Genomic DNA, 25,556 nt, shown 5'->3' with positions numbered 1-25,556 from the left:
GATATGATTGATTTTATAGTATCTTTTGCCGTAAAGCGTCGCTGGCTAGTCATGGCTGCCACTTTGCTGGTTGCCGCATTTGGTGTGTATAACATGACACGCTTATCGATAGATGCGGTGCCCGATATCACCAACGTACAGGTGCAGATCAATACCAAAGCCACCGGTTTCACCCCGTTAGAAACCGAGCAGCGGATCACCTATTTAATAGAAAACGCCATGGCAGGATTACCAAACCTCGAAACAACACGCTCGCTGTCGCGTTATGGTTTATCTCAAGTCACCGTTATTTTTGACGAAGGCACCGATATTTACTGGGCTAGACAGCAAATTGGCGAGCGCCTGCAAAGTGTTCGCAGCGAATTACCCAAAAACATAGAACCAAGTATGGGCCCTATTGCCAGTGGCTTAGGTGAAATATTTACCTATATTGTCAGAGCACAAGACAGTGCCAAAAAGTCCGATGGCTCAGCTTACAGCGCAGAAGAACTACGCACTTTGCAAGACTGGGTTATAAAACCACAACTCATGAAAGTTAAGGGTATTACAGAGATAAACAGCATTGGCGGGTTTGAAAAGCAATATCAAGTCGCCCCAGAGCCGAGCAAACTACTGGCGTATAAACTGACTATTGCCGATGTAGTTAATGCGCTTGAGCAAAATAATGCCAATCGCGGCGCAGGTTATATTGAGCGCAATGGCATGCAGTATTTGGTTCGCTCTCCTGGGCAATTGAAAACCCTGACGGACATTGAACAACTTGTAGTCGCAAGACGTGACGATGCACCTGTTCGTATTAAAGACATAGGCAAAGTCTCGTACGGAAAAGAGCTGCGAACCGGCGCTGCCAGTTATGGCGGTGAAGAAGCAGTACTTGGCACAGCCATGATGTTGATGGACGAAAACAGTCGTGTGGTTGCCAAAGCAGTTGCCGATAAACTACAAGTAATTCAACCCAGTTTGCCTAAAGGCGTCATCGTCGAAGCCGTTTATGACCGCACAACATTAGTTGATAAAACCATTGCCACCATAAAGAAAAATCTATTTGAAGGCGCGGTGTTAGTCATCGTTATTTTGTTTTTATTACTTGGTAACATCACAGGTGCACTCATCACCGCATTGGTTATTCCACTGAGTATGTTGTTTGCCATGACGGGCATGGTAAGTAATCGTGTTTCAGGTAACTTAATGAGCTTAGGCGCCATAGATTTTGGTTTAATAGTCGACGGCGCGGTCATAGTCGTTGAAAATGCTCTACGCCGTTTAGGGTTAGCACAACATCATCACGGCCGCTTACTGACTCTTCAAGAGCGTTTAGACGTTGTATATCACAGTACTAAAGAGGTCTTTAATCCCGCCGCATTTGGCATGCTGATCATCATGTTGGTGTATTTACCCTTATTTGCTCTAGAAGGCGTCGAGGGCAAAATGTTCCAGCCAATGGCGTTTACTGTAATCGCTGCGTTAATTGGCGCGCTGATCTTTTCTATTACCTTTGTGCCTGCGGCCATTGCCATTTTCGTTAAAGGTAAAATTGAAGAAAAAGAAAACCGAGTTATGCGCTCAGCAAAAGCCATTTACCAGCCGTTACTCGCGTTCTCTTTAAAACACTCTGTTGCGCTAGTCGCCGTGGCATTTACTTTTGTGGGTGTTGTCGCTTGGCAAGCACAAAAACTTGGGGCTGAATTTTTACCTAAGCTCGACGAAGGCGATATTGCTATGCATGCGCTTCGGATCACAGGCACTGGGTTAGAGCAATCGGTTGAGATGCAATTAACGCTTGAAAGCACCATTAAAACCCTGCCTGAAGTGGCGCATGTGTTCTCAAAGATTGGCACACCGGATGTCGCCACCGATCCTATGCCGCCGAATGTGGCTGACACCTTTATGATCTTAAAGCCAAAATCTGAATGGCCGAATCCTGATGAAAGTAAAGCCGATGTACTTGCTCGACTCAGAGCTAAAGTCGCAGACATGCCGGGTAATAACTACGAGTTTACTCAGCCTATTGAAATGCGTTTTAACGAATTAATCGCCGGTGTACGCGCCGATGTGGCACTGCGGATTTATGGCGATGACTTAAGTGTACTTAAACAATATGGTGAAAAGGCCATGGCACTATTGAAAAACGTCAAAGGTGCCACCGATGTACGCTTAGAGCAAATGGCTGGTTTACCGACTTTATCGGTTGAACCACAGCGTGATCATTTGGCGTTACTCGGCTTAACGGTCAGTGATATTCAAGACACGCTTGCCGCTGCGGTCGGCGGTGTTGAAACAGGCCTAATTTATGAAGGTGACAGACGCTTTAAACTCTTAGTCAGGCTTGATATACAATGGTCACATGATTTAAAGGCCTTAAAATCACTGCCTGTGGCTTTGCCTGCAAGTCAAAACCCAGATCTGGCGTTTGTGCCCTTGGGGGAAGTGGCCAATATCGAGTTAACCACAGGGCCAAATCAAATTAACCGTGAAAGCGGCAAACGCAATGTGATTGTCACCGCCAACGTTGATGAGCGAGATTTAGCCAGCTTTATCAGTGAAACAAAAACGCTTATGAATGGCGAACTAAACCTGCCAGCAGGTTATTGGCTCGATTACGGGGGGACTTTTGAGCAACTCGAATCAGCCAGTCAGCGACTCAGCATTGTAGTACCTGTGACTTTATTATTGATTTTAGGGCTGCTTTATAGCGCGTTTAATTCAATCAGAGATGCATTGGTGATTTTCAGTGGCGTACCACTGGCGCTAACAGGTGGAGTATTAGCTTTATTGCTCAAAGACATGCCATTCTCAATTTCTGCCGCAGTGGGCTTTATCGCCCTCTCAGGCGTCGCAGTACTTAACGGCGTAGTCATGCTGTCATTTATCAAGCAGCTCAGGGCGCAAGGCTTAAACTTATACCAAGCCATCGAGCAAGGGGCCTTACAAAGGCTGCGCCCAGTCATGATGACCGCCCTAGTCGCCAGTCTCGGCTTTTTACCAATGGCGCTGAATGTCGGCACAGGAGCTGAAGTACAAAGGCCGCTGGCAACAGTCGTAGTCGGCGGCATAATTACCTCAACACTGCTGACCTTGGTCTTATTGCCTGCTCTATATAGTTTGATTTATAAAAAACATCGTTAACACGTTTTTGATGACATTAAAGCAGCCTGTATTGAACAAGCTGCTTTTTTTATTTGAAGTGAAAAGCATAGATATAAGGCTCGCGCGTTGTAAAATCTGCACCTACACAATAAAACCGTGCAGATCTGTAGGCTTGGGTTTACTCCACGCCATATAGCAATAAGCGCGATGTAAAATCGGTGCCTACAGGCTACAACTGTGAAAATCTGAAGGCTTGGGTTCACCACACGCCGAAACAAAATATATCTGGCTGATTTTTAATGTCGCTTTAGATAAAATAGAGAACTTAACAAATGTTCAATTCCACACAAAACGCGTACTAAAATAAGGCAAAAGCTCATTTCTCACAGAATTCACTTTAACTCAACGCTATTAATCACCTACTCAATTGGCGCGTTTGCTTGCTTTTTATTACACGCTTTCTTTGCGTTCCCTGTGGTTTTAGCTGCAAGCATCCCTGCATTTGTCGCAAGCTTTATTCCAAGCAATGAAAAACTCGCACACCACCCCCATGCAACCTTGTATGCTGGCTGCTTTACCGGTATGTGCTCTATCGAATTAATAGAAAGCTTGTGGGCGTTATCGCTTATTTGCTTAATTGGTACCTTGCTCTATGTATCAAGTATTCGCCTATTCAGTGGTTTTGGCGGACGACTTGGCGGAATTGCGTTTACCTCGGTCGCTATTTTTGTGCTTACTCGACAGGTATTGATGTGATGCTAAATTCAATTACGATTGATTTGTTATTTACCTCTTTATTAGGCGCCATTTCAACCTACCTGTTAGCAAAACGAAACCGCTTTGATGCCATACGCGTGTCGAGCTGCTTATCTATTTTAGCCTATGGTATTTTCTACTTGGTTGGTTTGAATACTGAACTTTATAGTTTGGTATTTTTTGGCAGTACTTTTGTGGGCATGAGTGCCCCTATTCGGTTTGGTCTTGAAAGCATCTGTTTATCTGCTGTTTTATTTACTGTTTTTTTTGAGTATCTCATCCCTCACTTAACAGGATTTGGTGGCGCGCTCGGGATCAGCGCATTCTTGTCAGTATGTATTTCCCACGTCGCTTTTCTACTGTTCGCAAAGATAAAAAGATTTGCCCACTAACCTTCTACATGAATCAAAAAATACAAATATGAACCATAAGGTTACAACCATAACCTGCAAGAACCACTAACCAAAAACCTAATTATATTTTGCATTTAGAACCAATTTACTTTCATATCTAATCATTTATTAAGAATATAAACTAAACCTACATGCACAAGAAAATCACACAAAAAAACATAAAATACAATTTAAAACAAAACCTTAAAGTCATAACCTAACAATTTTATAACTCTTAATCCCCTCCTGTATTAAAAGATCAAAAACAACCTTTACAATTCGAACTCTAATTATTAGACTAATAATCGAATGACAAAACAAAGAGGAAATCATGAATACTTCTAAAAGCCTTACGGAGCTTGTCTGTTTCTATGCGATTCTTTCTGTTGGTTATGTTTTCGCTATCTGCTCTGAAATCGTAAACTAGAAACCCTAAGTGGTCTCACTCGAACCGCTAATTATAGTATGGCCAGTTCGCTGGCCTCCAAATCCCCCCCCCTCATTTGTGATCTCTCTTCTATCTTAATTCTTACATATTCCCTTTTTAGTTGTTATAGTCAAAGCCTTTAAATTATCTAGGTTCATCTCATTGCAAGCTGCGTTTACCCATTTAGAACAGACACTTAAAAAATACGCGCCATTATCAGATCAAGCTTTAAACCGCTATTTTAGTGCTTGCCACTTTATACATGTCGCTAAAGGCACAACCTTGTATGCTATTGGTGAAATACCAAGTAGTTTTGCCTTTATTCATAAAGGGCTGATGCGTGCTTATTTGATCGATGAAGAAGGTAATGAGTTTAATAAAAACTTCTTTGCTGAGGGACGTTTTCCTGGCTCAATGAGCGCCTTGCTTAATAATCAAACCAGCTTTTTAGGTATAGAAGCACTCGAAGACTGTGACATCATAACCATAGATTTTAAACAGTTTCGCCGTGAGTTGTTTGCTGATCATGAACTTATGGCATTTCATATTAACTATTTAGAGCAACATTGGCTGTTAGAAAAAGAGCCAAAAGAAATAGGATACTTACAACACGAAGCAAAACAGCGATATATGATGTTTTTAGACAAATACGAAGCTATTTTGTCTAGACTCCCTCAGTATCATATTGCCAGTTATCTAGGGATCACGCCTACCCAACTCAGTCGCATTAGAAAAGATCTAAATAACCAGAGCTGTAGTTAAGAGATTTACTAACCTACTGATATTTAAATCATAAGTGCTTTTAAGTCTGCAACCGAAGACTTTTAGCGATAGCCAGGCGAACTTACGCGTCAATAGCTAGCCTATTGCAAGTGAATTCAACACAGTTAACGTTGAAAGTAGCCGCTGGAGATAGATTTATTATTCAGAGCTCAGGTTAAATATTTAATTGCTTTTATCAACATATGTAAAGGCGTTCAAAGTTCAGCTTTCATAAACTAACCACATCAACCACATGCAGGAATGAAAGCTATGAACTATTTAGATGCACTAAACTGGCGCTACGCTGTAAAAGAATTTTCAAACCAGACTTTATCGCAAACACAAATTGATGGCTTAGCTGAGAGCGTCAGACTCAGTGCCAGCGCTTATGGCATGCAACCTTACAAACTTTTAATTGTTGAAAGTGCTGCACTTAAAAATGCATGCTTACCATTTAGTTACGGACAAAACAAAGTAGCCGAGTGCTCACATTTATTGGTATTGGCAAATTATACCGAGATCACTGCTGATACTATCACCAGTTATATTAGTGAACTTGCAGTATCTCAAGGCAAAGAAGCTGAAACCTTATCTGCATATAAAGACATCATCTCACAAGACATTTTGAGTAGAGCATCAACAGAACAAAGTGTTTGGGCAGAACAACAATGCTACATCGCACTGGGCAAACTCCTCAGTTATGCAGCAATGAATCAAATTGATGCAGGTCCTATGACAGGGTTTGATACTCAAGGTATCAACCAAGTGCTTGGGCTCGATAAACAAGGGCTCAATGCCGCTATTCTTTGCCCTGTCGGTATTCGCAGTAAAAATGATACCACTGCAACTCGACCTAAATTTCGAAAAGCAACCGAGCAGTTGGTGGTAACATTATGAATTCGCTCGGTATGCTGGCAATTATTGCTGGCGGCTGTATTGCTATCCAGGCAGCCATGAATGCAAGGCTCGGGGTACACTTAAACAGTGCGCTCCTAGCCACAGGTTTTGCGTTTTTAGCCAGCTTTGCGCTTATCACCAGCTTTATTGTGCTCAGCCAGTTTAAGACGCTGCAAATCACTTTTAGTAACATACAGCTTACAAGTGTGCCTTGGTATTTGTGGTTTTCTTGCACTTTAAGTGTGGTCGGCGTCGGTGCTATGTATTGGCTCATTCCAAAAATGGGCGCTGGAATGATGATGAGTTATGCCCTCACTGGCCAGCTTGTTATTGCCATGCTGATAAGCCATTTTGGACTATTTGAAAGCCCACAAAAGCTCATAACCAGTAGCAAACTATTAGGCAGCGCACTGCTCATCGTCGGTATTATTTTAATTAACAGGGACTAAGATCATGACTTCAGAACTCGCAAAAAACTTACAGAATTTAGACGCCTTTTGGTCTGCAATATCACACAGCCCGGAGCTAAAAAGTGAACAAAAGAAGGAGCAAAAAAGCGAACAACAACTAAAAATACATACCAATTGGCCAAATAAAGCTTGGCAGGCTGACTTTGGCTTAGATTACTCAGAAAAAGTGCACCCATTACCCGTAGGAAAATCTAGAGTGACGATTTTAAAGCCAACAGAGCATAGATCAGAGCAAGTAAAAATGTCACTGCAAGCCATGGTTTTGCCTTTAGAAAAGGCGCAATTTAATGGGTCAAGCCAAGTTGAAGTGTTAACTCAGCCAGATGACTTACCATCTTGGGCGCAAGCTTGTTCAAACGCATTTGGTTATATCATCGTGCCAGAAGCTCTGTTACCTCTTCTCAAAAACCCAAATGCGACTTTGTTTTCCTATAAAGTTGACGGAGCCATAGCTGGCACAGCCATCGCGTTTCAAAGCAATGACGTGATGGGCGTGCATCAAGTAGGTGTCGATCCTAATTTTAGAGGCCAAGGCATAGCAAAAACACTTATGCATCACTTGGTTGATTTTGCTAAGCGCCAAGATACTCGCTTAATGACACTACAAGCTTCAAAAGCAGGTTTACCACTTTACCAACAAATGGGTTTCAGCTTGCTCGCTGAGGTTTATCACCTAGAGCCCAGCCAAGAAATCTAGATCACATTCAAATTCTTATTGCCGGTTTGGCTCGTGGGCTTCGTAATGGGGTAAATCTTGATTTAGGCTATCCCAACACGCTTTTGAACTAACGAAGTTATGAGAGATTGGGCGCTCTGTGATGTCAGAATCAAGAATACCAAGACGTAAGCGGATGCGAGATTTATCGGCATCATTTGAGCTATAAACTGGCGAACCACAAGTTTTACAAAAGTGACGTTTACGACCGGTTTTCATCTCAAAAAAATTTAAATTATCAGCGCCTTTGACTATTTTGAATTCGTCGCTGTTCACAAAACCATTGGTTGCAAACGCAGTACCGCTCGATTTACGACATAAAGAACAATGACAGTGAATAATAGAACTAATTTGACCAACTTCGACGTTGATAGCACCACACAGGCAACTTCCTTGATACATTATTTTTACTCATTACTATTTATTAGCGACTAGTGTAATAAGCTTATACACATAAATGAAGGATCTCTTTATATATTTTATGAGCATACTCTAATGCTACTTTGCCATCATCTAACGCCTTAATTGAATTAAGGTGTGCTCTTGCCCATTCAGCCAATGGCATGATGTGTTTTACTTCTTGGATCACAGTCTTCTTTGTCACTCCCTTAATGTGATACACCATTTCGCTACATAGATCAGAAAGTTGAATAATTCTAACTAAATGCATTTCTTCTTCATTCAACTCATGATGTGCTGATAACTCATAGTGATGATGATGCGCTACTATATTCGATATACATTTGGGTATCTTCCAATGTCTGCAGATCTGCTCTGATAACACTGCATGGGGTTCATCAAATAATTGCTTTTCTGATTCAACAAACTGAGCGGGCGTTGACCACACATAGTCATCAATATGATTAAACTTGTTTTGACTTTCTTGGAAGCGAAGAAATAATCCAAGGTCATGCAATAAACCTGCTAAATATGCTTGCTCGGGTTTCACATGACACTCCTTCAAATGACTTGCGATAAGTCGAGCCAAGCATGCAACCTCAAGAGAGTGCTGCCATAACCGTTTTTCAGCATCAGTTACAGGCACAAAGACTAGAGTGACAGCGATGGAAGCCAATAAATTATGGATTTGATCTATACCCACTCTAATAACTGCATCATGGATACTGATAATTGGACTACGAATGCCAAACGGTACAGTGTTGCTTAATTTTATGATACGAATAGCAAATGTTGGGTCAGACTCAGCAAGCTTGATGACTTTATTAAAATAGTCCGGATCATCGACAGACAAAGATAGAAGTTGACTGATCACACTCGGCAACATAGGAATGTTGTCTATTTGTTTTGCTAGCGCATTCGTCATATAGCATCCTCAAAACAAAGCCCATACTAAAAGTATAGGCTTTGATTCAAAAAACTAACAAAATGCTTTAGTGTGAATTTACATTATCCACGTGTATTTCTGTAACTGCTTCTTTTCGGTCTGTTCGTACTATCATTGCTGCCATTTCTCGAACGGCCACCGCTGCTTGGGCGATTACTATTATTTGAGCGATTCGAGTTATTTGCCTTCCCTTGTTCACTGCGTTGCCCTTGACCACTCGGCTTGTTATTACCATTTTGTGGTTTGCGATTTCCCGAGTTAGGCTTATTTCTGCGCGGCTTATTAGCGTTCGATTTGTCGCCTTCTCCGCTATTACCTTGTGACCTAGGCTTTGATTTAGGCTTAGCTGCGTTGCTTGAATTTGATTTAGCTTTACTCTGCTGATTACCCGTTGACGCTTGTTCACCACCCACTTGCTTAGGTTTTTTCGGTTTCTTAGGCTTTTTCTTTTTCAGTGGACGTGTGTCTAGCTTAGATTCTGGCACTGGGTTTTGCGGCTCAAACCCCGGCTCAATTTTACGTGGAATAAGCTCTTGAATGAGTCGTTCAATCCCAAATAAATCATCGGCATCTTCATGTGTTACAAACGATACAGCCTCGCCAGTTGCGCCTGCACGACCAGTACGGCCAATTCGATGCACATAATCTTCATATACGTTTGGTAAGTCGAAGTTCACTACATTAGGTAGCTCTTGAATATCTAAACCGCGTGCAACAATGTCAGTTGCCACCAGCACACGCACTTCGCCATCTTTAAAACCCGCGAGAGCTTTCATCCGAGCATTTTGGCTTTTATTACCATGAATAGCTGCAGCCGCAATTTTTGCTTTTTCTAAATCGCGAACCAAGCGGTTTGCACCGTGTTTAGTACGAGTAAAGACAAGAACTTGTTGCCAATTATGAGTTTTCACTAAATGCTTTAGTAACCCAGTACGTTTGCTTCTATCAACTTCATAAACGCTTTGCTCAATGCTTTTCACTGTGCTGTTCGCTGGCGCCACTGAAATCTCAACCGGATCGTTGATAAGGCCTTTCGCCAGTTCGCGAATTTCATCAGAGAAAGTCGCAGAGAACATTAAGTTTTGACGATTTTTAGGAAGCAGTTTAATCACACGTTTAATGTCGTGAATAAAGCCCATATCTAACATGCGATCGGCTTCGTCTAATACAAATAGCTCTAATCTTTCGAATTTAATGGCATTTTGCTGGAATAAATCCAGTAATCGGCCTGGCGTTGCGACCAAGATATCTGCACCACGACGCAACTTCATCATTTGCGGGTTAATTTTCACCCCGCCATACACAACCTGTGTAGACAAATTTAAATGCTGAGAGTAAGTTTCAACGTTCTGCCAAACCTGATCAGCAAGCTCGCGTGTCGGTGTTAATACCAACGCACGTACTTGATTCGCTCTGGCTTTATCCCCTTTACTCAGAAGTTCAAGCATAGGCAGTGTAAAGCCCGCCGTTTTACCTGTGCCCGTTTGTGCGGCAGCCATCACATCTCTGCCCTCTAAAACGGCAGGAATAGCTTGTGCTTGAATGGGAGTTGGTTGGGTATAACCTTTGTCGGTTAAAGCTTGAAGAATATTTTGGGATAAAGCGAGATCAGAAAATTGCATATATTTACTCAAATTTGTAAGGCGATGCAGGGTACAGGATCGCGGCTAATTTAGCAAAAAGAGAATGTAGATTATTCAAGCAGTATAGACTCTGAGCACCTGAAATAGACTTTCAAGTGCTCATTATTTCTTAAAACCAATGGCGCGTTTTATTTGCAAACCACACAAGACTGAGCATCACAGGGACTTCGACCAATACGCCAACCACAGTTGCAAGCGCAGCGCCCGAATGCAGGCCGAACATTGAAATCGCCACAGCGACTGCCAGTTCGAAAAAGTTAGAGGTGCTGATCATACATGCGGGGGCGGCAATGTTATGAGGTAACTTTAGCTTTTTAGCAAGCCAATACGCCAATGCAAAAATACCATAAGTTTGAATAAGTAGCGGAATAGCAATTAAGCCGATGACTTGCGGCTGTTCAATAATCGTTTGTGCTTGAAAGCCAAATAGCAATACCACTGTGCCTAACAAACCAATAACAGAAAAAGGCTTAATACCAGTCAGAAATCGATTTAACTGCCCATCACCCTGCTGTTTCAGTAAAAAGCGCCTAAACGCAAAACCTGCAGCCAATGGGATCAAAACATACAAAACGACTGAGATAATCAATGTTTCCCAAGGGACTGTAATGTCACTCACCCCAAGCAAAAGCGCGGTGATCGGCGCAAACGCAAATGCCATGATGATGTCGTTCACTGACACCTGCACAAGGGTATAGTTTGCATCCCCTTTGGTTAGTTGACTCCATACAAATACCATCGCCGTACAGGGCGCAACACCCAGTAAAATCATACCTGCGATATATTCGTTCGCACTTTGCGGGTCAACTATTGACGCGAAAGAGACTTTAAAAAACAACCAGCCTAACAAAGCCATTGAGAAGGGTTTGACCAACCAATTGAGTACCAAGGTAAGGATGATCCCTTTTGGCTTTTTACCGACATCTTTAATGGCTGCAAAGTCAACTTGCACCATCATAGGAAAAATCATCACCCAAATGAGCAAAGCAACGACTAAATTGACATGAAAGAACTCTAAACCTGCGACGACTGCAAAGGCGTCAGGCATAAAGTTACCTGCAATCACGCCAACTAGGATACTTAGCCCAACCCAAACCGATAAATATCGCTCAAATAGCCCCATACTTTACTCACTTTTAACAGGATCATTCTTGTGTCAAACAGTGTCACACAAGAACATATGAATTTTCATATATTCTAAGCGAATCAAAAATAAATAGATATATGGAATTTCATATATCTAAGCTTCTAACTTCCAAAGCTAGTAGTCCGCGCGGATGTAATGATTTTGAACTAAGCAATCCAAATATCGTGTGGCTTTCACATGTTTAAACTTGAGTGGTGCTTTGAGTTCTCCAAAAAGTGGAATACCACCTCCGAGTAAAACAGGAATAGTCGTTATGATTAACTCATCAATTAAATCTTGCTGCAGAAACCCTTGAATGGTTTTACCGCCATCAATATACAGGTTTTTAAACCCTTGCTGATTCAAGCTACCGACGACATCTTTTAATTCGCCTTGAACTAGAAACACCTTGTCTTTCAAGTTTTCAGGTACTTGCTGTAGCGTATTACTCAATACAAATACAGGCTTTGAATATGGCCAATCACAGTCAAAACTTAACACCACTTCCAATGTATTACGGCCCATCACTAACGCGTCTATGTTCTGCATAAATTCAGCAAAACCACAGTCATCGCCAGTTGGATTTGGCACTTGATGTAACCAATCTACTTGGTTGTTTTTATCTGCAATAAAGCCATCGAGACTGGTTGCTATATAGACCGTGTTTGTCATTACACACCTCTTTTAACTTGTATAAAACTTAAAATCTGATTAAAATTCTACACCGTAGAATTAATTTTATAATTAGAGAAATTTTGATGAGTGTCAAGCAAACAAAAAGAGGCCGCCCAGCACAAAAGCAGTTAAGCCAAGACATCATCATCGACCAAGCAAAGCAACTCATGCTTGAAAAAGGCAAGCCACCAAGCATACGGGGGTTGGCAGCCGCATTAAATGTCGATGCCATGGCCATTTACCATTACTTTAAAAACAAAGATGCATTGCTCGAAGCTGTGACTGTGTCATTAATCTGTGATATTCATGACCCGCAATCACTGCATTGGCAACAAGAGATTTACGAGTTAAGTAAAAGCTATTTAGCGATACTTGATAAATATCGCGGGCTATTACAAACCTTACTCAGCAGTAAAATGATTGGCCCAGCCGAGGTCTTCGCAGCACGTTTCGAGCGTATAACTGAGTCACTAAATTTAAATACAGACACACAACAAACCGTGCTGCATTTGCTCGTTGATTATTTACATGGTTTTGCCCTTGCTATGGAGTGTAACCCCAACCGAGATGAACTAAACCTTGAGATGATAGAACAACCTGTTACTTTTATTTGTAAAACAATGATTTTAGAATAAACACCGCTATTAGGGAGAGACTTTGATGAACGCTGACATTTCAAAAATTCTAGTTGTTTGCATGGGTAACATCTGCCGCTCACCAACGGGTGAAGCTGTGCTGAAACACAAAGCTAAAGAACTAGGGTTAAATTTAACCATAGACTCTGCTGGCACCATCGGTTATCACAGTGGCGAGAAACCCGATAACCGTTCAATGAAAGCGGGTGAAAAAAGAGGTTATAGCTTTAAGGGCCAATATTCTCGCAAGGTTAAGCTAAGTGATTTTACAGAGTTCGACTTGATCTTAGCGGCTGACAAGCAAAACTTAGCAGACCTTCAAGCTAGTTGTCCGAATGAACATCAGCACAAGCTTAAGCTATTTTTAAGTTTCGCTGATAGCCAATATGATGAAGTGCCAGATCCTTATTATGGTGCTGGCGATGGCTTTGAACTAGTGTTAGATTTGATTGAAGATGCTTCAGATAAACTATTAGCAACGATTAAAGACACACAAAAATAGCGTTAAAACTTAAGCCAACGCAATAAAATCAAATTTCATGCTCGTCTAAGATATATTTCTGTGGTACAACGCAACCAAACTGTTTTTAGATGAGCAAATTTGTGACCAATAATACTGAACTCTTTGCCAACATTGCCCAAGACTTGCAATTTACAGGCTACAGCATTCAAACGCTAGACCAAGAATTACCTGCGCTTCAGGCGCTAAAATCTCGTCTTGCTGAGTTTGATTTCGACACGTTTGATGAAGCAGGTATCGGTCGCAAAGATGATCATCAAAAGAATGAAACCATTCGCAGTGACAAAATTCATTGGTTAGATAATAGCAACGCACTTGAAGGTTGCTTTCTAGACTATATGGATGAGTTAAAAGCTTACATGAATAAGCGTTTATTCATGGGACTATTTAGCTACGAATGTCATTTTGCGCACTACCAGCCAGGTGCTTTTTACAAAAAGCACCTTGATGCATTCAAGGGCCAAACCAACCGTTTACTCTCTACTGTGTTGTATTTAAACCCAGATTGGCAAGCCGAAAATGGCGGAGAGTTAGTCATTTATGACGGTGAAGATCACGACAAAGAACTTACCCGTGTTTCGCCAAGTTTTGGCACGCTTGTGACGTTTCTAAGTGACGAGTTTCCTCACGAAGTCCTGCCAGCCAAGGCTGAAAGATTTTCGATTGCAGGTTGGTTTAGGGTGAATAACAGTGTAAATGGTCAAATTGACCCGCCTCGTTAAATATTAACCTTTTTTGTAAGAGTGCCTTATTCGCTAATGCGCTCTTACAAGGATTTCAATAACACCACTAAAGGGTTTTATTTGTAAAAAGCTGCCACGATAACTCCTAGTTAATCAATTCAACATTACCTCACCCCACCTGGATTAGGTAACGTTTACTTTAAAATCAGAGATTAAAGCGCCTTGTATTTAACCACTCCCCCCTCTTCTTTTAACTTTAGAAAAGCAACCAGTTTAGATTTAAAGACAAACCAACATAAAGTCGAGACCGCAATGACAGTCAGAATAAATTGAAAAGTGACATGAACCTGCTCTGTTGAATTCGTTAAGTAAACTGAGGGTAAAACAAACAAAAAGTTGACTAATAAGAGATTTAAAAACTGAAAGTCTTTTTGCCATAAAAACGGCCAAATCATACCAATTAAAGCACCAAGCGTTAAAGCCAATACCGAGCTATTAAAAACCATTATTAGTCCCAATAGCGCTAGCGAACTTCCAGCCACAATCCATCCAGCCTTTTCTATAAAGGCTTTATTGAAATTTGCTAAATGTGCTTCTTGCATTTTCATCCTTGAGTTAACCTCTCTTTGTGTGCACAAAAGTAAGTGCAAATAATATTTTAAAAGTGACTTTTATACTTAAATGCTGCCCAGTTCTTCAGCTTTTATGTGTGCATGAGTCACAGCACAACCACCATGCTTTTTAATATATTCTACTACTAAATTAAAACCTACCCAATAACCTGCTCGATTAGGAAATTTCGATTGGTCTTTCCCTCCAAAATAAATCGTATAATCAAATTGAGTATCTGATAAATGCGGCAGCATTTGTTGATATAAATCTCGCCAAGCGTACTGTTTTATATCATTAAAAAACGTCAACGAAGCCTGATTACTGAGCTCACTTTCAAAATGACAAGCCAGCCCTTCTGTTACTAGGTGTTGAAGCAAAGTGTCATCTTTGCCGGTCACTGACGACCTTATGACGTGATGTAATTCATGCGCCATCACCAAAGTTAATTCATTGTTGATAATATCAACTAAATCTTCGCGCTCTGTATCTAATAGAATATCAACTACGTATGGCGTGCTGACACACCCAAGAATACCGCTGTTAGTTTTGTAACTTTGACTACAAGGACTGATAACAATATCTATGTCGGGTAGTGCTATGTAGCTTGAGATCTCGACCAATGAGCTCTGTGCTTTAGACTCTAATAATTTGAAAATATGATCAAACTTTCCAGAAGCATTTAAAATCGTAATATTTGTTGGCATCGGATTATTATTATTTTAAGAGGGTTAACCTTAATCACTGTTTATTAAAAATGTTCTTTATTTAATAAACTAAACAGGTGTTCTGAGTTTTTATAGCAAAAGAACTGAAAATACTCATTGCTGGTAAATTCAACGACGACAATACTAAACCCTAAAAAAGTTTTGTACTTTACTTTTCTCACTTTATTTAAGTCTCTCGAAAATTCATACCCTGTTATCTGATTTAATATAATTAGCCTAGAATCGACAACTTTAACGATTTGAGCTTGTTTTTCCTTGAAAAACGCTTCACTTGATAAGCCCTTATGCGCCCAATAAATTACTGAAGGTATGAGAGTAGTTAAAAGTAATATGCTATGTGTTCCAATTAAGAATTCCACAATCAGTGCCCAAATGACCAATATACCTAAACAAAGACTAATTTTGGCATCAATCACTTGGTATTTTACTCTGTCGAATTCAAACACCATTACGCGTACCTATAAAGATGAGAGCTGCCCTCGTTAAAGATAAACATATTCATGCCACTCTTTGTGAAGAAAGTCACAACGAGTATCTTGTAGCGCTGCATCTATCGAAATGGGTTGTGGACTGTTAGTTATGGCTTCTAAGTAAGATTGTCTATCACTTATGGCTGATAAGATTTCAGACTCTCCAGATAACGCATTACCGTGTGACAATAATAAAGTACATGAAGCATAACATTTAAGAAGCTCTAAAGAATCAAAATGCTTCTTAGCATTATCAACATGCACAGAAGGCAAAAGTGGTGCTCCTTCATTTGAAGTCATTAAATCATCGGCTACATGCACAAACTGATTATTGATAACGGTAAACATGCCACAAATAACGTGGCCTTGAACCAATTTGAATGTCAAATTAAACGACCCAAAAGTTAATTGAGAGCGCTCAGTTAAAGTATTCATTCCATCAAAGAAATGATGTTTTTCTATCGGTGTATATTTATTAAGTGACGCTTTATAGAGCCCATTACCATACATAGCCGGTGAATTAAGTGCAGGTAAACCTGAAATATGATCAGGGTGGAAATGCGAAAAAACGACTTTCGTGATTTCAATGCCTTCTTTACTTAGATCCTCGCGAACCAGTTTTGCATGTTGCTCAAATGCTGTATCGATTAACAGCGCTTCTTGACCATTTATCAAAGCATAAATGTTAAATCCAAAGTGTTGGTTTTCAAAAGGAGGAAATTGAAATTGGTATAAACCTTCAGTTATTTTTATTTTCTTCATTCGTTATTTCTACATTCATTGTTAATACTTTGCGCCCCGTTTAATTTCCTTACTCCAAAAAAGACACCACCAAAAGAAATAACAAAGACAACCAATACAAAAACCAATGTGCTGGTATTCGATATATCTATACTCGGGCTCCCTACAACAGCAAGAGTATTAATTAATAACAAAACAATACTCGACTGAAAAAAACCTTTGTAACCAATAAATCCAGCAAACAACAAAAATATAAATGAAACACTGATTGCTGGCGTGAAAGGCGCTGCTGCTAACAACATGCATATAAAAGAAAGGACAATAGAAAGCCCAATAACTACTCTAAACATAATGCCTCCTTGGCACATGCGCCTTTATTCCAATCTGCTTAACTAAGTTGTCTATTTTGAGGCAAAAAAACCTTGCTATTATCAGGTTTAAATCCCTGAAATGATTAGGTGCTATTACTAATTAATATCACACAGGCGCTAGAAGAATAAATTAAATTAATCTGCTCTTTTACACAAGCTTACTGTTAACCTCTTTTGACTTAAGCTTGTATTTGCGACGTATCTCATCCACTAATCGATGACGAGAGCTTTTTAATCTCTCATGCGGTGCAAACAAGGCACTGACTGAATCTAAAAGATTAACTGCACTTTCCAAACGCTTTCTTTGTTTCTCATCTAAGGTAGGCGCTTCAATGATTTCATTAATAATCAGTATAGCGAGCTCTTTTGCGGCGATATCTTCTGGCAAACCAGACTTAGTACACAGACCATAGATTCCATTTAGAAAATGAGACCATTCTTCTTCAATATGTAAATCCATACCTTCATTCACTTTATGATCTGCAGATGCGTACCCCTTACCTTTTAAGCTATTTATGGCGGCTTTGTAACGTTCAACAAAATTTAAGTAAACGGCTTCATTGCTTTCTAAACTTTTAACGGTCGCTAACCAAGAGATATAGCCCTTACCATAGTACTCAAGCTCTTGATTTTCGCTGTGTAAGCCAAAAAACGAGTTACTTGCCAAATTTAATTCTAGTTTATATGACGCTTTGGGCACCAAGTCCTCGTGTTGAAATTGTTTCAGCTCTTGTTCTGTAATTTTTGAACACTCGAGTAGTTCACTTTTAGTTATAAAATGCTCATTTAAGTATTTGATTAATTCCATCGTTTTATAATTCTATTTTAAAATTTTAGCTCTCATGGCGTACTGTTCGAGCTAAATTATGATTGCTAATTAGTTTTGGGGCCACTGATTAAACGCATTAAAATGTTGTTCATAAATGCTGAGTCCTATTTTTGAACTTAACGCTTAATATATGTGATGTAGATAGCACCACCAACCCCAAAAATAAATGAGCCGATGATAACAAATGAAGAGTAATAACTAGGTAATACAGTATAGGCACTTGGTAGAAGTTCAAGGGCAATGTAACCCAGAACTAGTGATAAAAAAAAACCTAAGAATAGGAATTTCAGATGCCTGCATAACGAAATCAATTTCAACTCCTTTAGAAAACAAGACGACTTCTTACTATATACCCATGCTAAAAAATTGAGCGACAAAAAATCAGCTTTTCTTCGCTATTATTTGATTAACTTATGATGAGTGTTTACTTAATGAACCCTGTAGAAATTCTTTTTAAAGTATGAATAGACTTATCTTTATCATTTTTATAATAAATAAGCGTATTATCATCGACCGATAATATAGTGACACAGTCTAATTCATCCTTATTTGTAATTCCGAACGAATCGAATTTAAATACGATACAGCTCTGATCACCCACCATTTTCCAAACCCCATCAGCAAACCAATAGCTTCGTATATCATCATCAAGGTAGCCAAAAGCATGAAATCTTCCCTCTGGGAGATAGGTCATGTAAGACAATATCTTTCCGTCATCTGTATATGATTCGGCCCAAACACCTTGCATTAACTTCTCAAAATTCTGCTTTGATTCAATTTGTTTTGATGCGAATGTGGGGCCACATAGAAAAATAATAAATAGTAAAGTGGATCTTATCATCTTATTTGCTCATCATGCTGCTATCTAAAGACAACAGACTAAGGTTAAATTATGATAATGGCGGACTAGCAAAGTGCAGCAATTACAAAGAAACACAATGATGTTCCCGAAAGCAAGCCTGCTATGCCACAATTATCCTCTCCATAAAAACTGCTTTTTCACCATAAGTCGAAGATATCTTTGCCCCTAGTCTTACTTTAAAACCCAGCGAAGACCAAAAGCTATCTGCACCTTGAATTGCCACTAGGGTTATATTTTTAACTCCCTTAGAGTGGGCAACTTTAATTAGCTTCGCTAACATTGCTCGGCCAATTCCTTGTCCTTTTAAATGAGGGCTAACAGCCATATCATGAAGGTATAGAGACTCACTATTTTCATTAGCTAATAACGGTACAAATAACTTTGGAGGCTCAGACTCACTCCACGGATGCGCCAGCAAATAACCTAAAGTCTCACCCTGCTCTGAAACACAGACAAAGCAAGTTTCTGGTGAAGCACTTTGTTTAGACTTAAGAACATCTAACGTTTCTAAATCGACCTCATGATAGGCTTTAGCTTGAATTGCCAAGATATCATTCCAATGAGAATCTTCGATAAGTCTAATATCCATACGCTCTGTTTCGGCATATCAGCGAGATTAACCTGAGCAAATTATCAGGCTAAAGTCAGCGCTTAATTTTTTGCTTGTGCTATCAATTGCGATAACTGTATTTTTGTTAACGAACCACTTTTTCTTGTGACTTCCTCGCCGTTTTGGAAAACAATTACTGTGGGTAACCCCCTAACGGCAAATTGCTTACTTAATGTTGAGTTTAATGAAACATCAACTTTACCCACAGTGATACTGTCGGCGTTCTCTTTCGCAAAATCATTGATTGTGTTGTTCATTAACAAACATGGGCCACACCAATGAGCCCAAAAATCCAACAAGACAATTTCATTCGAATCTAAGGTTTTCCTTAACTCATCTTCACTAGACAAATTCAAAGGCCCATTAAGACTTTGAGCTTTCTTATTCACCTTTTTGGACATTGATGATAATGGCCACTTGGCTATAGCAAGTAAATTCGTCACCATCAGAGCTAAAAAAAGAAATATCCAACCTAAAATTTTTACAGGTAAGAAATATATTGGTGCATTTTCTATAAACGATTCGATATTATTTAGCTTGCCTGTAATGTGGTTTCCAATACTCAATGTTTTCTCCTTTTATGGCTGACCGCTTATGTTAACTCTTTATTCGCTCGCTGCGGCTATCTTCGCGTTCGTCTTCAACGCAGTCGTTTTACCTAGTTTAAAACCCCTAGCAAAGAATAAACAGACTACAGAAGAGAAGAGTACAGCATATGCGATGAGTTTTAAGTCAGATAGGCTTTTGTTTTTCATATATTTCCCTTATGCGTACATTTGAAATGGATAGAACCATTAAACTAATACCGTATTCACAGAGTTAACTTAACCAAACAGATTTAAATTCATCTGTTTAGTGTTATATGTTCAGTTCTGAGCAGTGCTCTTTAGATACATAAATGCGACTGAACGTCTTATCTGGTTCATCCTGATATTTAATGTGCATACTTATGTGATAGCCCTCTTCAAATTGAGCATCATAATTTGAGCTTTGGCAGATATAGTCTAATGCCACCTCATCATAGTGAGATTTAAACTGATCAATATTTGTTTCATTTGAAGTAATACCCGAAACTGTTAACGCTAACGTGAAACTTTTATCTGTCACACTAACTCTGTCTAAGGCGAGTTGCTCATCTTTAAAAGGCGTGATTTTCTTAATTTCACTTGCTACTGTTTTAGCATAACTAACTTTTGAATAACCATAATAACCCGCTGCAGCAACTCCAAGAATTACCACTAATGCGATTTTTTTGCTTTGTGAAACTGTTTTAGACATATAACCAAATTTCCCTATGTGTATTAAACCTTTGTAACTTAATAAAGGTCGCTTTCTAAGTTTTAGCGCGGTACAAACAGGTCCAACTGCGCAAAATTAATGCTTTCATCTTCTTTTAGATAAGACGATTGCACCACGTATTGACGATACTGTATTACGAATTCTGCTGCTTGGGCAAGAGTTTCTGGATAAGGAACGCTTTCGTAGCTATTTTTTGTTGTTCGAATTTTTTGAAATACAAATCCATGTTCAATTAAAAATTTAATCTTTTTCCACTGTGCTAAATCAGATTTTTTTGGGGGTTTAAAATGGCGACCTAAGTTAACCGCAACTCCCTTACAAATAGGGCTCTCAATGGTCTTAGGATAATCATATGGTGCAACATTAAATTGGCGCATTTTAGAAGTTCGACACTCACAACATGCAAATGACATTGAATATCTAGGGCCCTAATACTTTACTTGAGGTTTAAGAAAACCCCTAAGTTCAGCTTTTCTTCTAAACTCCATTCTCGACTGTTTATTCATCATTATTTTCGACTTACGACTCTTCCCCTAAATAGTCAAAAATACAAAGTTCACTAAAAAATTAAAACTTGTTGGAGCTCCTTTTTAATAGAACGCTTTAAGCACTGCAGATTTTACTGAGTGATTTTGAATTCGTAGCCGAATCAAAACAACACAGTAAAATTTGCCCAATGACTCAATTCGCCCATACTGTTACACAACAGAATTATCGTAACACACTAACTCTACAACATTTTGCTCAGGGTCTTTGACATAAATCGACCTCCACTGACACCAAGTATGTTCAGCGGTGATAACCTCACACCCAGCATTTTCTAAGCGTGTTTTTTCAGCTAAATAATCTTCTGATGAGATTTCCAATGCAAAATGATGCAGGCTAGAACATGCTGATTCAACTGTTGCGATGTTGTCATTCACAAATGCTCTGGGTAACTCTTCAGCAAATAAACCGATTACCTGTGTATGACCACCATGCCCATCTGCAATTTTAAAAAATGCCACCTTGGGAAACTCTTTGATCAGTTCAAGACCAATAATGTTAGAGTAGAATTCTTTCATTTTATCCAGATCTCGAACTCTTAATACCGTTTCACCTAACCCTTTAATTGCTGGATTCATTACTTTCTCCTTAAAACTATCGCCCCGTGCAGAAGCTGTTACATTAAATTAGGCGCAGGTCTTGAACCGTGCAAAGCTTGCACAAAGCAAGACCTGACCCCTTTGATAATCAGTTGATGGCACTTATTAAAATTTGTCTATCCTAACTGTCTCCAAGTGTGTTTTATTACCCATTACATAATGATATTCATAGAGCGGAAAACCATTAACTTCGTAAATATTTAAATCTACTATTTTCTTTCCAAACCTTTGATAGCTAATAAACCAAATACCATCTCGAAATTCTGTATAAACATGCTGAACTCTTCCAAAAGATGTTTTGAACGAGCAGGCTCCAAGAACAAACTTACACTTTTCCAGTCCAGTTCTAATTTTGTATATATATTTCCCGTCTTTTTCAATCTGTATGTAGTTAAACCCTTTTTCCCAATAGTATTTCTCTTTCAAAACTCTACCGTCTGAATAAACATAATCAAAAAAGTATTTATTTTGCTCAATCTTAGTTAACTTATACTTCGCAGCTCTTGAAGTATCAGCACCTTTTTTATGCATCGCAAATTCATAACCGATGTTCTCATTCAATGGTTCAAAGTCATCCAATAATTCTGGAGTTAGTATTTTGTCTTTATTATGATTTATGACCTCTTTGGCTAGGCCTGTAACCTCAACTTTTGGGATGGTTTTTGATATGATTTTATATTTGTCACATTCATTTAGTTGTCTAGAATTAGAAATCATAATTTGAATGATTTCCTTGGTTACTTCGCTAGTTTTAGAAGGGTCGTTAGCCATTGACTTGATTTTATGGGGTGAGATTTTATTCATCACCTCAGAAAAGCAACTACAGTATTTTATGTTGTTTGGATTTCGAGATTTGCAACTTAATTCTGTTGCATACTTGTAAGACCCATCGACAAAATGAGACTTATTTGATTCTATCGAACTACATGATGCTAAAAACGCTAGCATTGATACAATAATGGTATATTGAAGTTTGTTTCTCATAGCCTCTCGAATTTTTCCTTGTTCTTGAATATAATTTTAACGTCGCGCTAACCGGGAAATTAGGATCTCAGCGACAATAAAATAGTGGGCTCAGGTCTTGAACCGTGCAAAGCTTGCACAAAGCAAGACCTGACACTTTGATACCTTTTTAAATGACTATCCAAGATAATTGTATGTGATTGTTTAATACAAGTTCATACATATCCTAAAGCGCATTGCTTAGCCGTCTTAAAAGCTTTTGTTTAAAAAATAGACGCTGTGAGAATTGCTAATTTTGAATAAAGCCTATTAACTGCCTTTCTCTTCAAACGTTTTTCTTTTAGACCTTTTAAAACAAATGCCTAAATAAATGCAAGAAATACCAGTAATTAAGTAAAATAAGGTTTTCGTTTGCAGGTGACTGTTTGAGTAATCTTGAACTAAAGAATATATAGCTAAAAGAAGACTTACGATCCCAACACCAAACGCAAATCCAATTCCGAATGCTTTTGATACTTCACTGAAACTTTTTTTATCCATTTTAAAATTAAACTCCATATTCTTATCAGGCATAAATAACTACTAAAATAGTTATCAACAATTTACTGGATACGAACAAAATCAACTAGGCTTTGTTCGTACTTTTACTTTAACGACTATTGCGTTTTTTTTATTATTAAATTTTACGAGCTGGGCAATTTTTAAGATATTCAATTTCAGTTGGGTTTCTACTTGTCGTAAAGTCCAAACGAACAGAAGTTAAGACAGGAATACTATCCTTATTTTTTTCAGTCGCTTTCCACTTCCATTTAGTTAATGCTGCCGCGGCATTCTTATCAAAAACGCCTTTAGGGAATGAAGAGCGTACTTTATAACCCTTAGCCTTTCCGTTTTGATCAATGCCAACAATCAAGTCAACACAACCAGATATATTTTTCTTGGCTGCTGAGACCGGATATCTTGGTTCAACTCTTTTAACGACAGTCCAATACTCTTCAACAAGTTTGACCTGTTTTTTCGCAGACAAATCTAGGTAATTCGATTGAACTTGTTCAGTTTCCGGTGTTGATGAACACGCTGCCAAAGCAAATGTTAGAGGAATTATTAAGTAAGACTTATGCACTGCTCTCTCCTTGGTTTTATTATTCTATTTTAAGGGCTATCAGCACTAACTCAAAATAAGCGATAAAAATCTACTGAATTTAACATATCAAAAAGGTTGTTAATTTTATAATTTACCCCGCAAGTTTCAGGGGAAAATATTTATTTAACCATTCTTAATAAGAAAAATAAGAAACCGATAACCGCTAATACAAAAACTAAAACAATTATTGTTAAAGTCTTAGATTTTCGCATTGAGCTCAACAACGCCAATTCAGTGTGAGGGGTAAACAAATCAACAATACCATTAGATTTATGATTCTTAGGATGTCCATTTTTCATATAAACATTAATCTCCGACTCGACTTATCGTTTAGCTAATACTTGCCATCTGTTGTTTAGCCACAGGTAATATAAATCCATTTACCTTATTTAGGTCGTTTTAAAATAGCAATTGCTGCAGTATTTTTGTCTAAACTACCCATATTGAACTCTAGTTCAACAAGCTCCCAGCCATTATTGCCCAAACTATTTAAATCATCTTGTAAGGCTTGTGCGTCAATTTTTGACTAAAATAAACCTTGGTACCTGAAATGAACTGTTTTATATTCCCCCTTCATTAATTAAACTCCATTTTATAGATTTTTTATTGCGCTATTTTAAAATTATTCTAGAGCTACGGACTTCTTTTTCGGAGACTTTAGGTTGCATAGAAGGATTTAATGGGTACTCAAAACCATCAAAATTTAAAACGACTTGACCAACGCCGCCAGTAGTCACCACTAAATTGCTCCACCCTTTATTTTTAATCGGCGAGACTAATACCGGCTTTTTAGTGATCATAACTTTAGATTGAAATTTAAAGCCTTCTTTAGTACCAACAAAAACAAATGATGTGCAACCACCTGAGCCACACCAGTTTCTGTCGTTAAGGTAAACATAAACATCTTTTATACCGTCATTGTTTAAATCAACAAAAGCAAACTCATAATTAACTTCATCCATATTAAAGTGTGAATTCAATGCTTTTTTTAATTCAATCTCACTTTCTGCATAAGTCACGGTAGTAAATAATAATGTCAATATAGTTATAATTTTTCTCATAGCATTCCTTTATGCCCAACTGATAAAAAAAAGAGGCTAAAATTAGCGGCGAAAGAGCATTGGCCTGCTGTTTTGCGTCCATTGTTTAATTAATTTGTTAGGTAACACTTGCCTCTGCAGTTACCAAACTACAGATTTTGTGGAGACGACGAAAATACTCTAAAGACTCAGCATCTAAGTATTTTAAGATAGACTCTAAGTTACCTTTCGAAGCTTCCAACAACTGATAATGTGTAATAGTTAGCTGACCATTACCACTTTTTACATAGGAATCAATGCACCCTGCAACTTTAGCGTCTAAAGTGGTAACGCAAACCCCATTAATCTCTTTACCACCAAGCACTTTAGGAAAGGCCATTTTAGAGTGTTCGTACCAAAGCTCGTTGAGCACTATATCTCCCATGTTACCTAACGAATGAGATGGACTCCCCCTTTCTAGGCACTTGTGCCATGTTTAAGGTGCGACACTCAAATAAGAGGAATCCATCATGAATAACATTAAAACACTTGGTATCGATTTAGCAAAAAATACATTCTCTCTTGTGGGAATGAATGCTCATGGAAAGGTTGTTCTCAGAAAAACATTGTCTC

Annotated in this window: 33 protein-coding genes and 1 pseudogene; 11 read left to right on the top strand and 23 right to left on the bottom strand. The window is 38.8% G+C overall.

Annotated elements, in window-relative coordinates; all coding sequences use genetic code 11:
* Window positions 1–3: 3 nt before the first annotated feature.
* From ABMY35_RS18565 to ABMY35_RS18535, 7 genes are all read left to right on the top strand, one after another.
* Entirely contained in the window at window positions 4–3,126 is a 3,123-nt protein-coding gene (locus ABMY35_RS18565; protein ID WP_349287567.1) for a CusA/CzcA family heavy metal efflux RND transporter, read from the top strand.
* Between the two features lie 435 nt (window positions 3,127–3,561).
* Window positions 3,562–3,843, top strand: a complete 282-nt coding sequence (locus ABMY35_RS18560) for a hypothetical protein (RefSeq protein ID WP_349287566.1) — start codon at window positions 3,562–3,564, stop codon at window positions 3,841–3,843.
* Window positions 3,843–4,235: a hypothetical protein gene (locus ABMY35_RS18555; protein ID WP_349287565.1), complete on the top strand. Its 393-nt coding sequence runs from the start codon at window positions 3,843–3,845 to the stop codon at window positions 4,233–4,235. The genes ABMY35_RS18560 and ABMY35_RS18555 overlap by 1 nt, the downstream gene beginning before the upstream one ends.
* A gap of 589 nt (window positions 4,236–4,824) precedes the next feature.
* Window positions 4,825–5,424: a Crp/Fnr family transcriptional regulator gene (locus ABMY35_RS18550; RefSeq protein ID WP_349287564.1), complete on the top strand. Its 600-nt coding sequence runs from the start codon at window positions 4,825–4,827 to the stop codon at window positions 5,422–5,424.
* Between the two features lie 270 nt (window positions 5,425–5,694).
* On the top strand, window positions 5,695–6,321 hold the full coding sequence (locus ABMY35_RS18545; RefSeq protein WP_349287563.1) for a nitroreductase family protein: 627 nt from the start codon (window positions 5,695–5,697) through the stop codon (window positions 6,319–6,321).
* A complete protein-coding gene (locus ABMY35_RS18540) occupies window positions 6,318–6,770 on the top strand; it encodes a DMT family transporter (protein ID WP_349287562.1) in 453 nt (150 codons plus the stop codon). Before ABMY35_RS18545 ends, ABMY35_RS18540 begins: the two co-directional genes overlap by 4 nt.
* A 4-nt stretch (window positions 6,771–6,774) precedes the next feature.
* Complete coding sequence (locus ABMY35_RS18535; RefSeq protein WP_349287561.1) at window positions 6,775–7,488, top strand: GNAT family N-acetyltransferase; 714 nt, start codon at window positions 6,775–6,777, stop codon at window positions 7,486–7,488.
* 15 nt (window positions 7,489–7,503) lie between these two features.
* Here the strand turns inward: ABMY35_RS18535 and ABMY35_RS18530 are convergent, their stop codons facing one another.
* The 5 genes from ABMY35_RS18530 to ABMY35_RS18510 form a co-directional block, all read right to left on the bottom strand.
* Window positions 7,504–7,908, bottom strand: coding sequence for a GFA family protein (locus ABMY35_RS18530; RefSeq protein WP_349287560.1), 405 nt, complete (start codon window positions 7,906–7,908; stop codon window positions 7,504–7,506).
* A gap of 43 nt (window positions 7,909–7,951) precedes the next feature.
* Entirely contained in the window at window positions 7,952–8,830 is an 879-nt protein-coding gene (locus tag ABMY35_RS18525) for an HDOD domain-containing protein (RefSeq protein ID WP_349287559.1), read from the bottom strand.
* 83 nt (window positions 8,831–8,913) lie between these two features.
* The gene (locus ABMY35_RS18520; protein WP_349287558.1) at window positions 8,914–10,473 is read right to left on the bottom strand and encodes a DEAD/DEAH box helicase; all 1,560 of its coding nucleotides are present in this window, start codon (window positions 10,471–10,473) and stop codon (window positions 8,914–8,916) included.
* Between the two features lie 130 nt (window positions 10,474–10,603).
* A complete protein-coding gene (gene arsB, locus ABMY35_RS18515; protein WP_349287557.1) occupies window positions 10,604–11,617 on the bottom strand; it encodes an ACR3 family arsenite efflux transporter in 1,014 nt (337 codons plus the stop codon).
* Window positions 11,618–11,755: 138 nt separating this feature from the next.
* The gene (locus tag ABMY35_RS18510) at window positions 11,756–12,292 is read right to left on the bottom strand and encodes a dihydrofolate reductase family protein (RefSeq protein ID WP_349287556.1); all 537 of its coding nucleotides are present in this window, start codon (window positions 12,290–12,292) and stop codon (window positions 11,756–11,758) included.
* 86 nt (window positions 12,293–12,378) lie between these two features.
* On the opposite strand from ABMY35_RS18510, the gene ABMY35_RS18505 reads away from it, so the two are divergent.
* The 3 genes from ABMY35_RS18505 to ABMY35_RS18495 all read left to right on the top strand — a co-directional run bounded on the left by ABMY35_RS18505 (window position 12,379) and on the right by ABMY35_RS18495 (window position 14,172).
* Window positions 12,379–12,930: a helix-turn-helix domain-containing protein gene (locus ABMY35_RS18505; RefSeq protein WP_349287555.1), complete on the top strand. Its 552-nt coding sequence runs from the start codon at window positions 12,379–12,381 to the stop codon at window positions 12,928–12,930.
* 37 nt (window positions 12,931–12,967) lie between these two features.
* Window positions 12,968–13,432 carry a low molecular weight protein-tyrosine-phosphatase gene (locus ABMY35_RS18500; protein ID WP_349287662.1) on the top strand — a complete coding sequence of 155 codons (465 nt, stop codon included), beginning with the start codon at window positions 12,968–12,970 and terminating at the stop codon, window positions 13,430–13,432.
* A gap of 143 nt (window positions 13,433–13,575) precedes the next feature.
* A complete protein-coding gene (locus ABMY35_RS18495) occupies window positions 13,576–14,172 on the top strand; it encodes a 2OG-Fe(II) oxygenase (protein ID WP_349287661.1) in 597 nt (198 codons plus the stop codon).
* A 173-nt stretch (window positions 14,173–14,345) separates the two neighbouring features.
* On the opposite strand, the gene ABMY35_RS18490 is transcribed toward ABMY35_RS18495, so the two are convergent.
* The 18 genes from ABMY35_RS18490 to ABMY35_RS18405 all read right to left on the bottom strand — a co-directional run bounded on the left by ABMY35_RS18490 (window position 14,346) and on the right by ABMY35_RS18405 (window position 25,356).
* A complete protein-coding gene (locus tag ABMY35_RS18490; protein WP_349287554.1) occupies window positions 14,346–14,735 on the bottom strand; it encodes a hypothetical protein in 390 nt (129 codons plus the stop codon).
* Window positions 14,736–14,810: 75 nt separating this feature from the next.
* Window positions 14,811–15,449, bottom strand: coding sequence for a DUF2268 domain-containing putative Zn-dependent protease (locus ABMY35_RS18485; protein ID WP_349287553.1), 639 nt, complete (start codon window positions 15,447–15,449; stop codon window positions 14,811–14,813).
* Window positions 15,450–15,493: 44 nt separating this feature from the next.
* The gene (locus tag ABMY35_RS18480) at window positions 15,494–15,919 is read right to left on the bottom strand and encodes a hypothetical protein (protein WP_349287552.1); all 426 of its coding nucleotides are present in this window, start codon (window positions 15,917–15,919) and stop codon (window positions 15,494–15,496) included.
* Window positions 15,920–15,952: 33 nt separating this feature from the next.
* On the bottom strand, window positions 15,953–16,702 hold the full coding sequence (locus tag ABMY35_RS18475) for an MBL fold metallo-hydrolase (RefSeq protein ID WP_349287551.1): 750 nt from the start codon (window positions 16,700–16,702) through the stop codon (window positions 15,953–15,955).
* On the bottom strand, window positions 16,699–17,031 hold the full coding sequence (locus tag ABMY35_RS18470; RefSeq protein ID WP_349287550.1) for a DUF6419 family natural product biosynthesis protein: 333 nt from the start codon (window positions 17,029–17,031) through the stop codon (window positions 16,699–16,701). The genes ABMY35_RS18475 and ABMY35_RS18470 overlap by 4 nt, the downstream gene beginning before the upstream one ends.
* A 169-nt stretch (window positions 17,032–17,200) precedes the next feature.
* Entirely contained in the window at window positions 17,201–17,860 is a 660-nt protein-coding gene (locus tag ABMY35_RS18465) for a DUF6058 family natural product biosynthesis protein (protein WP_349287549.1), read from the bottom strand.
* Window positions 17,861–18,305: 445 nt separating this feature from the next.
* A complete protein-coding gene (locus tag ABMY35_RS18460) occupies window positions 18,306–18,629 on the bottom strand; it encodes a hypothetical protein (protein ID WP_349287548.1) in 324 nt (107 codons plus the stop codon).
* Window positions 18,630–18,843: 214 nt separating this feature from the next.
* The gene (locus tag ABMY35_RS18455) at window positions 18,844–19,332 is read right to left on the bottom strand and encodes a GNAT family N-acetyltransferase (protein WP_349287547.1); all 489 of its coding nucleotides are present in this window, start codon (window positions 19,330–19,332) and stop codon (window positions 18,844–18,846) included.
* A gap of 62 nt (window positions 19,333–19,394) precedes the next feature.
* Complete coding sequence (locus ABMY35_RS18450; protein ID WP_349287546.1) at window positions 19,395–19,919, bottom strand: thioredoxin domain-containing protein; 525 nt, start codon at window positions 19,917–19,919, stop codon at window positions 19,395–19,397.
* Between the two features lie 39 nt (window positions 19,920–19,958).
* On the bottom strand, window positions 19,959–20,108 hold the full coding sequence (locus ABMY35_RS18445) for a hypothetical protein (protein WP_349287545.1): 150 nt from the start codon (window positions 20,106–20,108) through the stop codon (window positions 19,959–19,961).
* Between the two features lie 103 nt (window positions 20,109–20,211).
* Entirely contained in the window at window positions 20,212–20,631 is a 420-nt protein-coding gene (locus ABMY35_RS18440) for a hypothetical protein (RefSeq protein WP_349287544.1), read from the bottom strand.
* A 62-nt stretch (window positions 20,632–20,693) separates the two neighbouring features.
* Window positions 20,694–21,029, bottom strand: coding sequence for a hypothetical protein (locus ABMY35_RS18435; protein ID WP_349287543.1), 336 nt, complete (start codon window positions 21,027–21,029; stop codon window positions 20,694–20,696).
* 321 nt (window positions 21,030–21,350) lie between these two features.
* Complete coding sequence (locus ABMY35_RS18430) at window positions 21,351–21,776, bottom strand: VOC family protein (protein ID WP_349287542.1); 426 nt, start codon at window positions 21,774–21,776, stop codon at window positions 21,351–21,353.
* Window positions 21,777–21,902: 126 nt separating this feature from the next.
* Window positions 21,903–22,601: a hypothetical protein gene (locus ABMY35_RS18425; protein ID WP_349287541.1), complete on the bottom strand. Its 699-nt coding sequence runs from the start codon at window positions 22,599–22,601 to the stop codon at window positions 21,903–21,905.
* Window positions 22,602–23,069: 468 nt separating this feature from the next.
* Window positions 23,070–23,333: a hypothetical protein gene (locus ABMY35_RS18420; protein WP_349287540.1), complete on the bottom strand. Its 264-nt coding sequence runs from the start codon at window positions 23,331–23,333 to the stop codon at window positions 23,070–23,072.
* Window positions 23,334–23,436: 103 nt separating this feature from the next.
* A complete protein-coding gene (locus tag ABMY35_RS18415; protein WP_349287539.1) occupies window positions 23,437–23,883 on the bottom strand; it encodes an energy transducer TonB in 447 nt (148 codons plus the stop codon).
* Window positions 23,884–24,515: 632 nt separating this feature from the next.
* Window positions 24,516–24,965: a hypothetical protein gene (locus ABMY35_RS18410; protein ID WP_349287538.1), complete on the bottom strand. Its 450-nt coding sequence runs from the start codon at window positions 24,963–24,965 to the stop codon at window positions 24,516–24,518.
* 97 nt (window positions 24,966–25,062) lie between these two features.
* A complete protein-coding gene (locus ABMY35_RS18405; RefSeq protein ID WP_349287537.1) occupies window positions 25,063–25,356 on the bottom strand; it encodes a hypothetical protein in 294 nt (97 codons plus the stop codon).
* A gap of 97 nt (window positions 25,357–25,453) precedes the next feature.
* Between ABMY35_RS18405 and ABMY35_RS18400 the strand changes: the two are divergent.
* Window positions 25,454–25,556 (top strand): annotated as a pseudogene (locus ABMY35_RS18400) (IS110 family transposase); the annotation flags it as partial.

It is taken from the genome of Pseudoalteromonas sp. BZB3, assembly GCF_040104455.1.
In the GTDB taxonomy this organism is placed as follows: domain Bacteria; phylum Pseudomonadota; class Gammaproteobacteria; order Enterobacterales; family Alteromonadaceae; genus Pseudoalteromonas.
The sequence above is the reverse complement of the archived record's forward strand: the minus strand, read 5'-3'. Positions and strand labels throughout refer to the sequence as shown.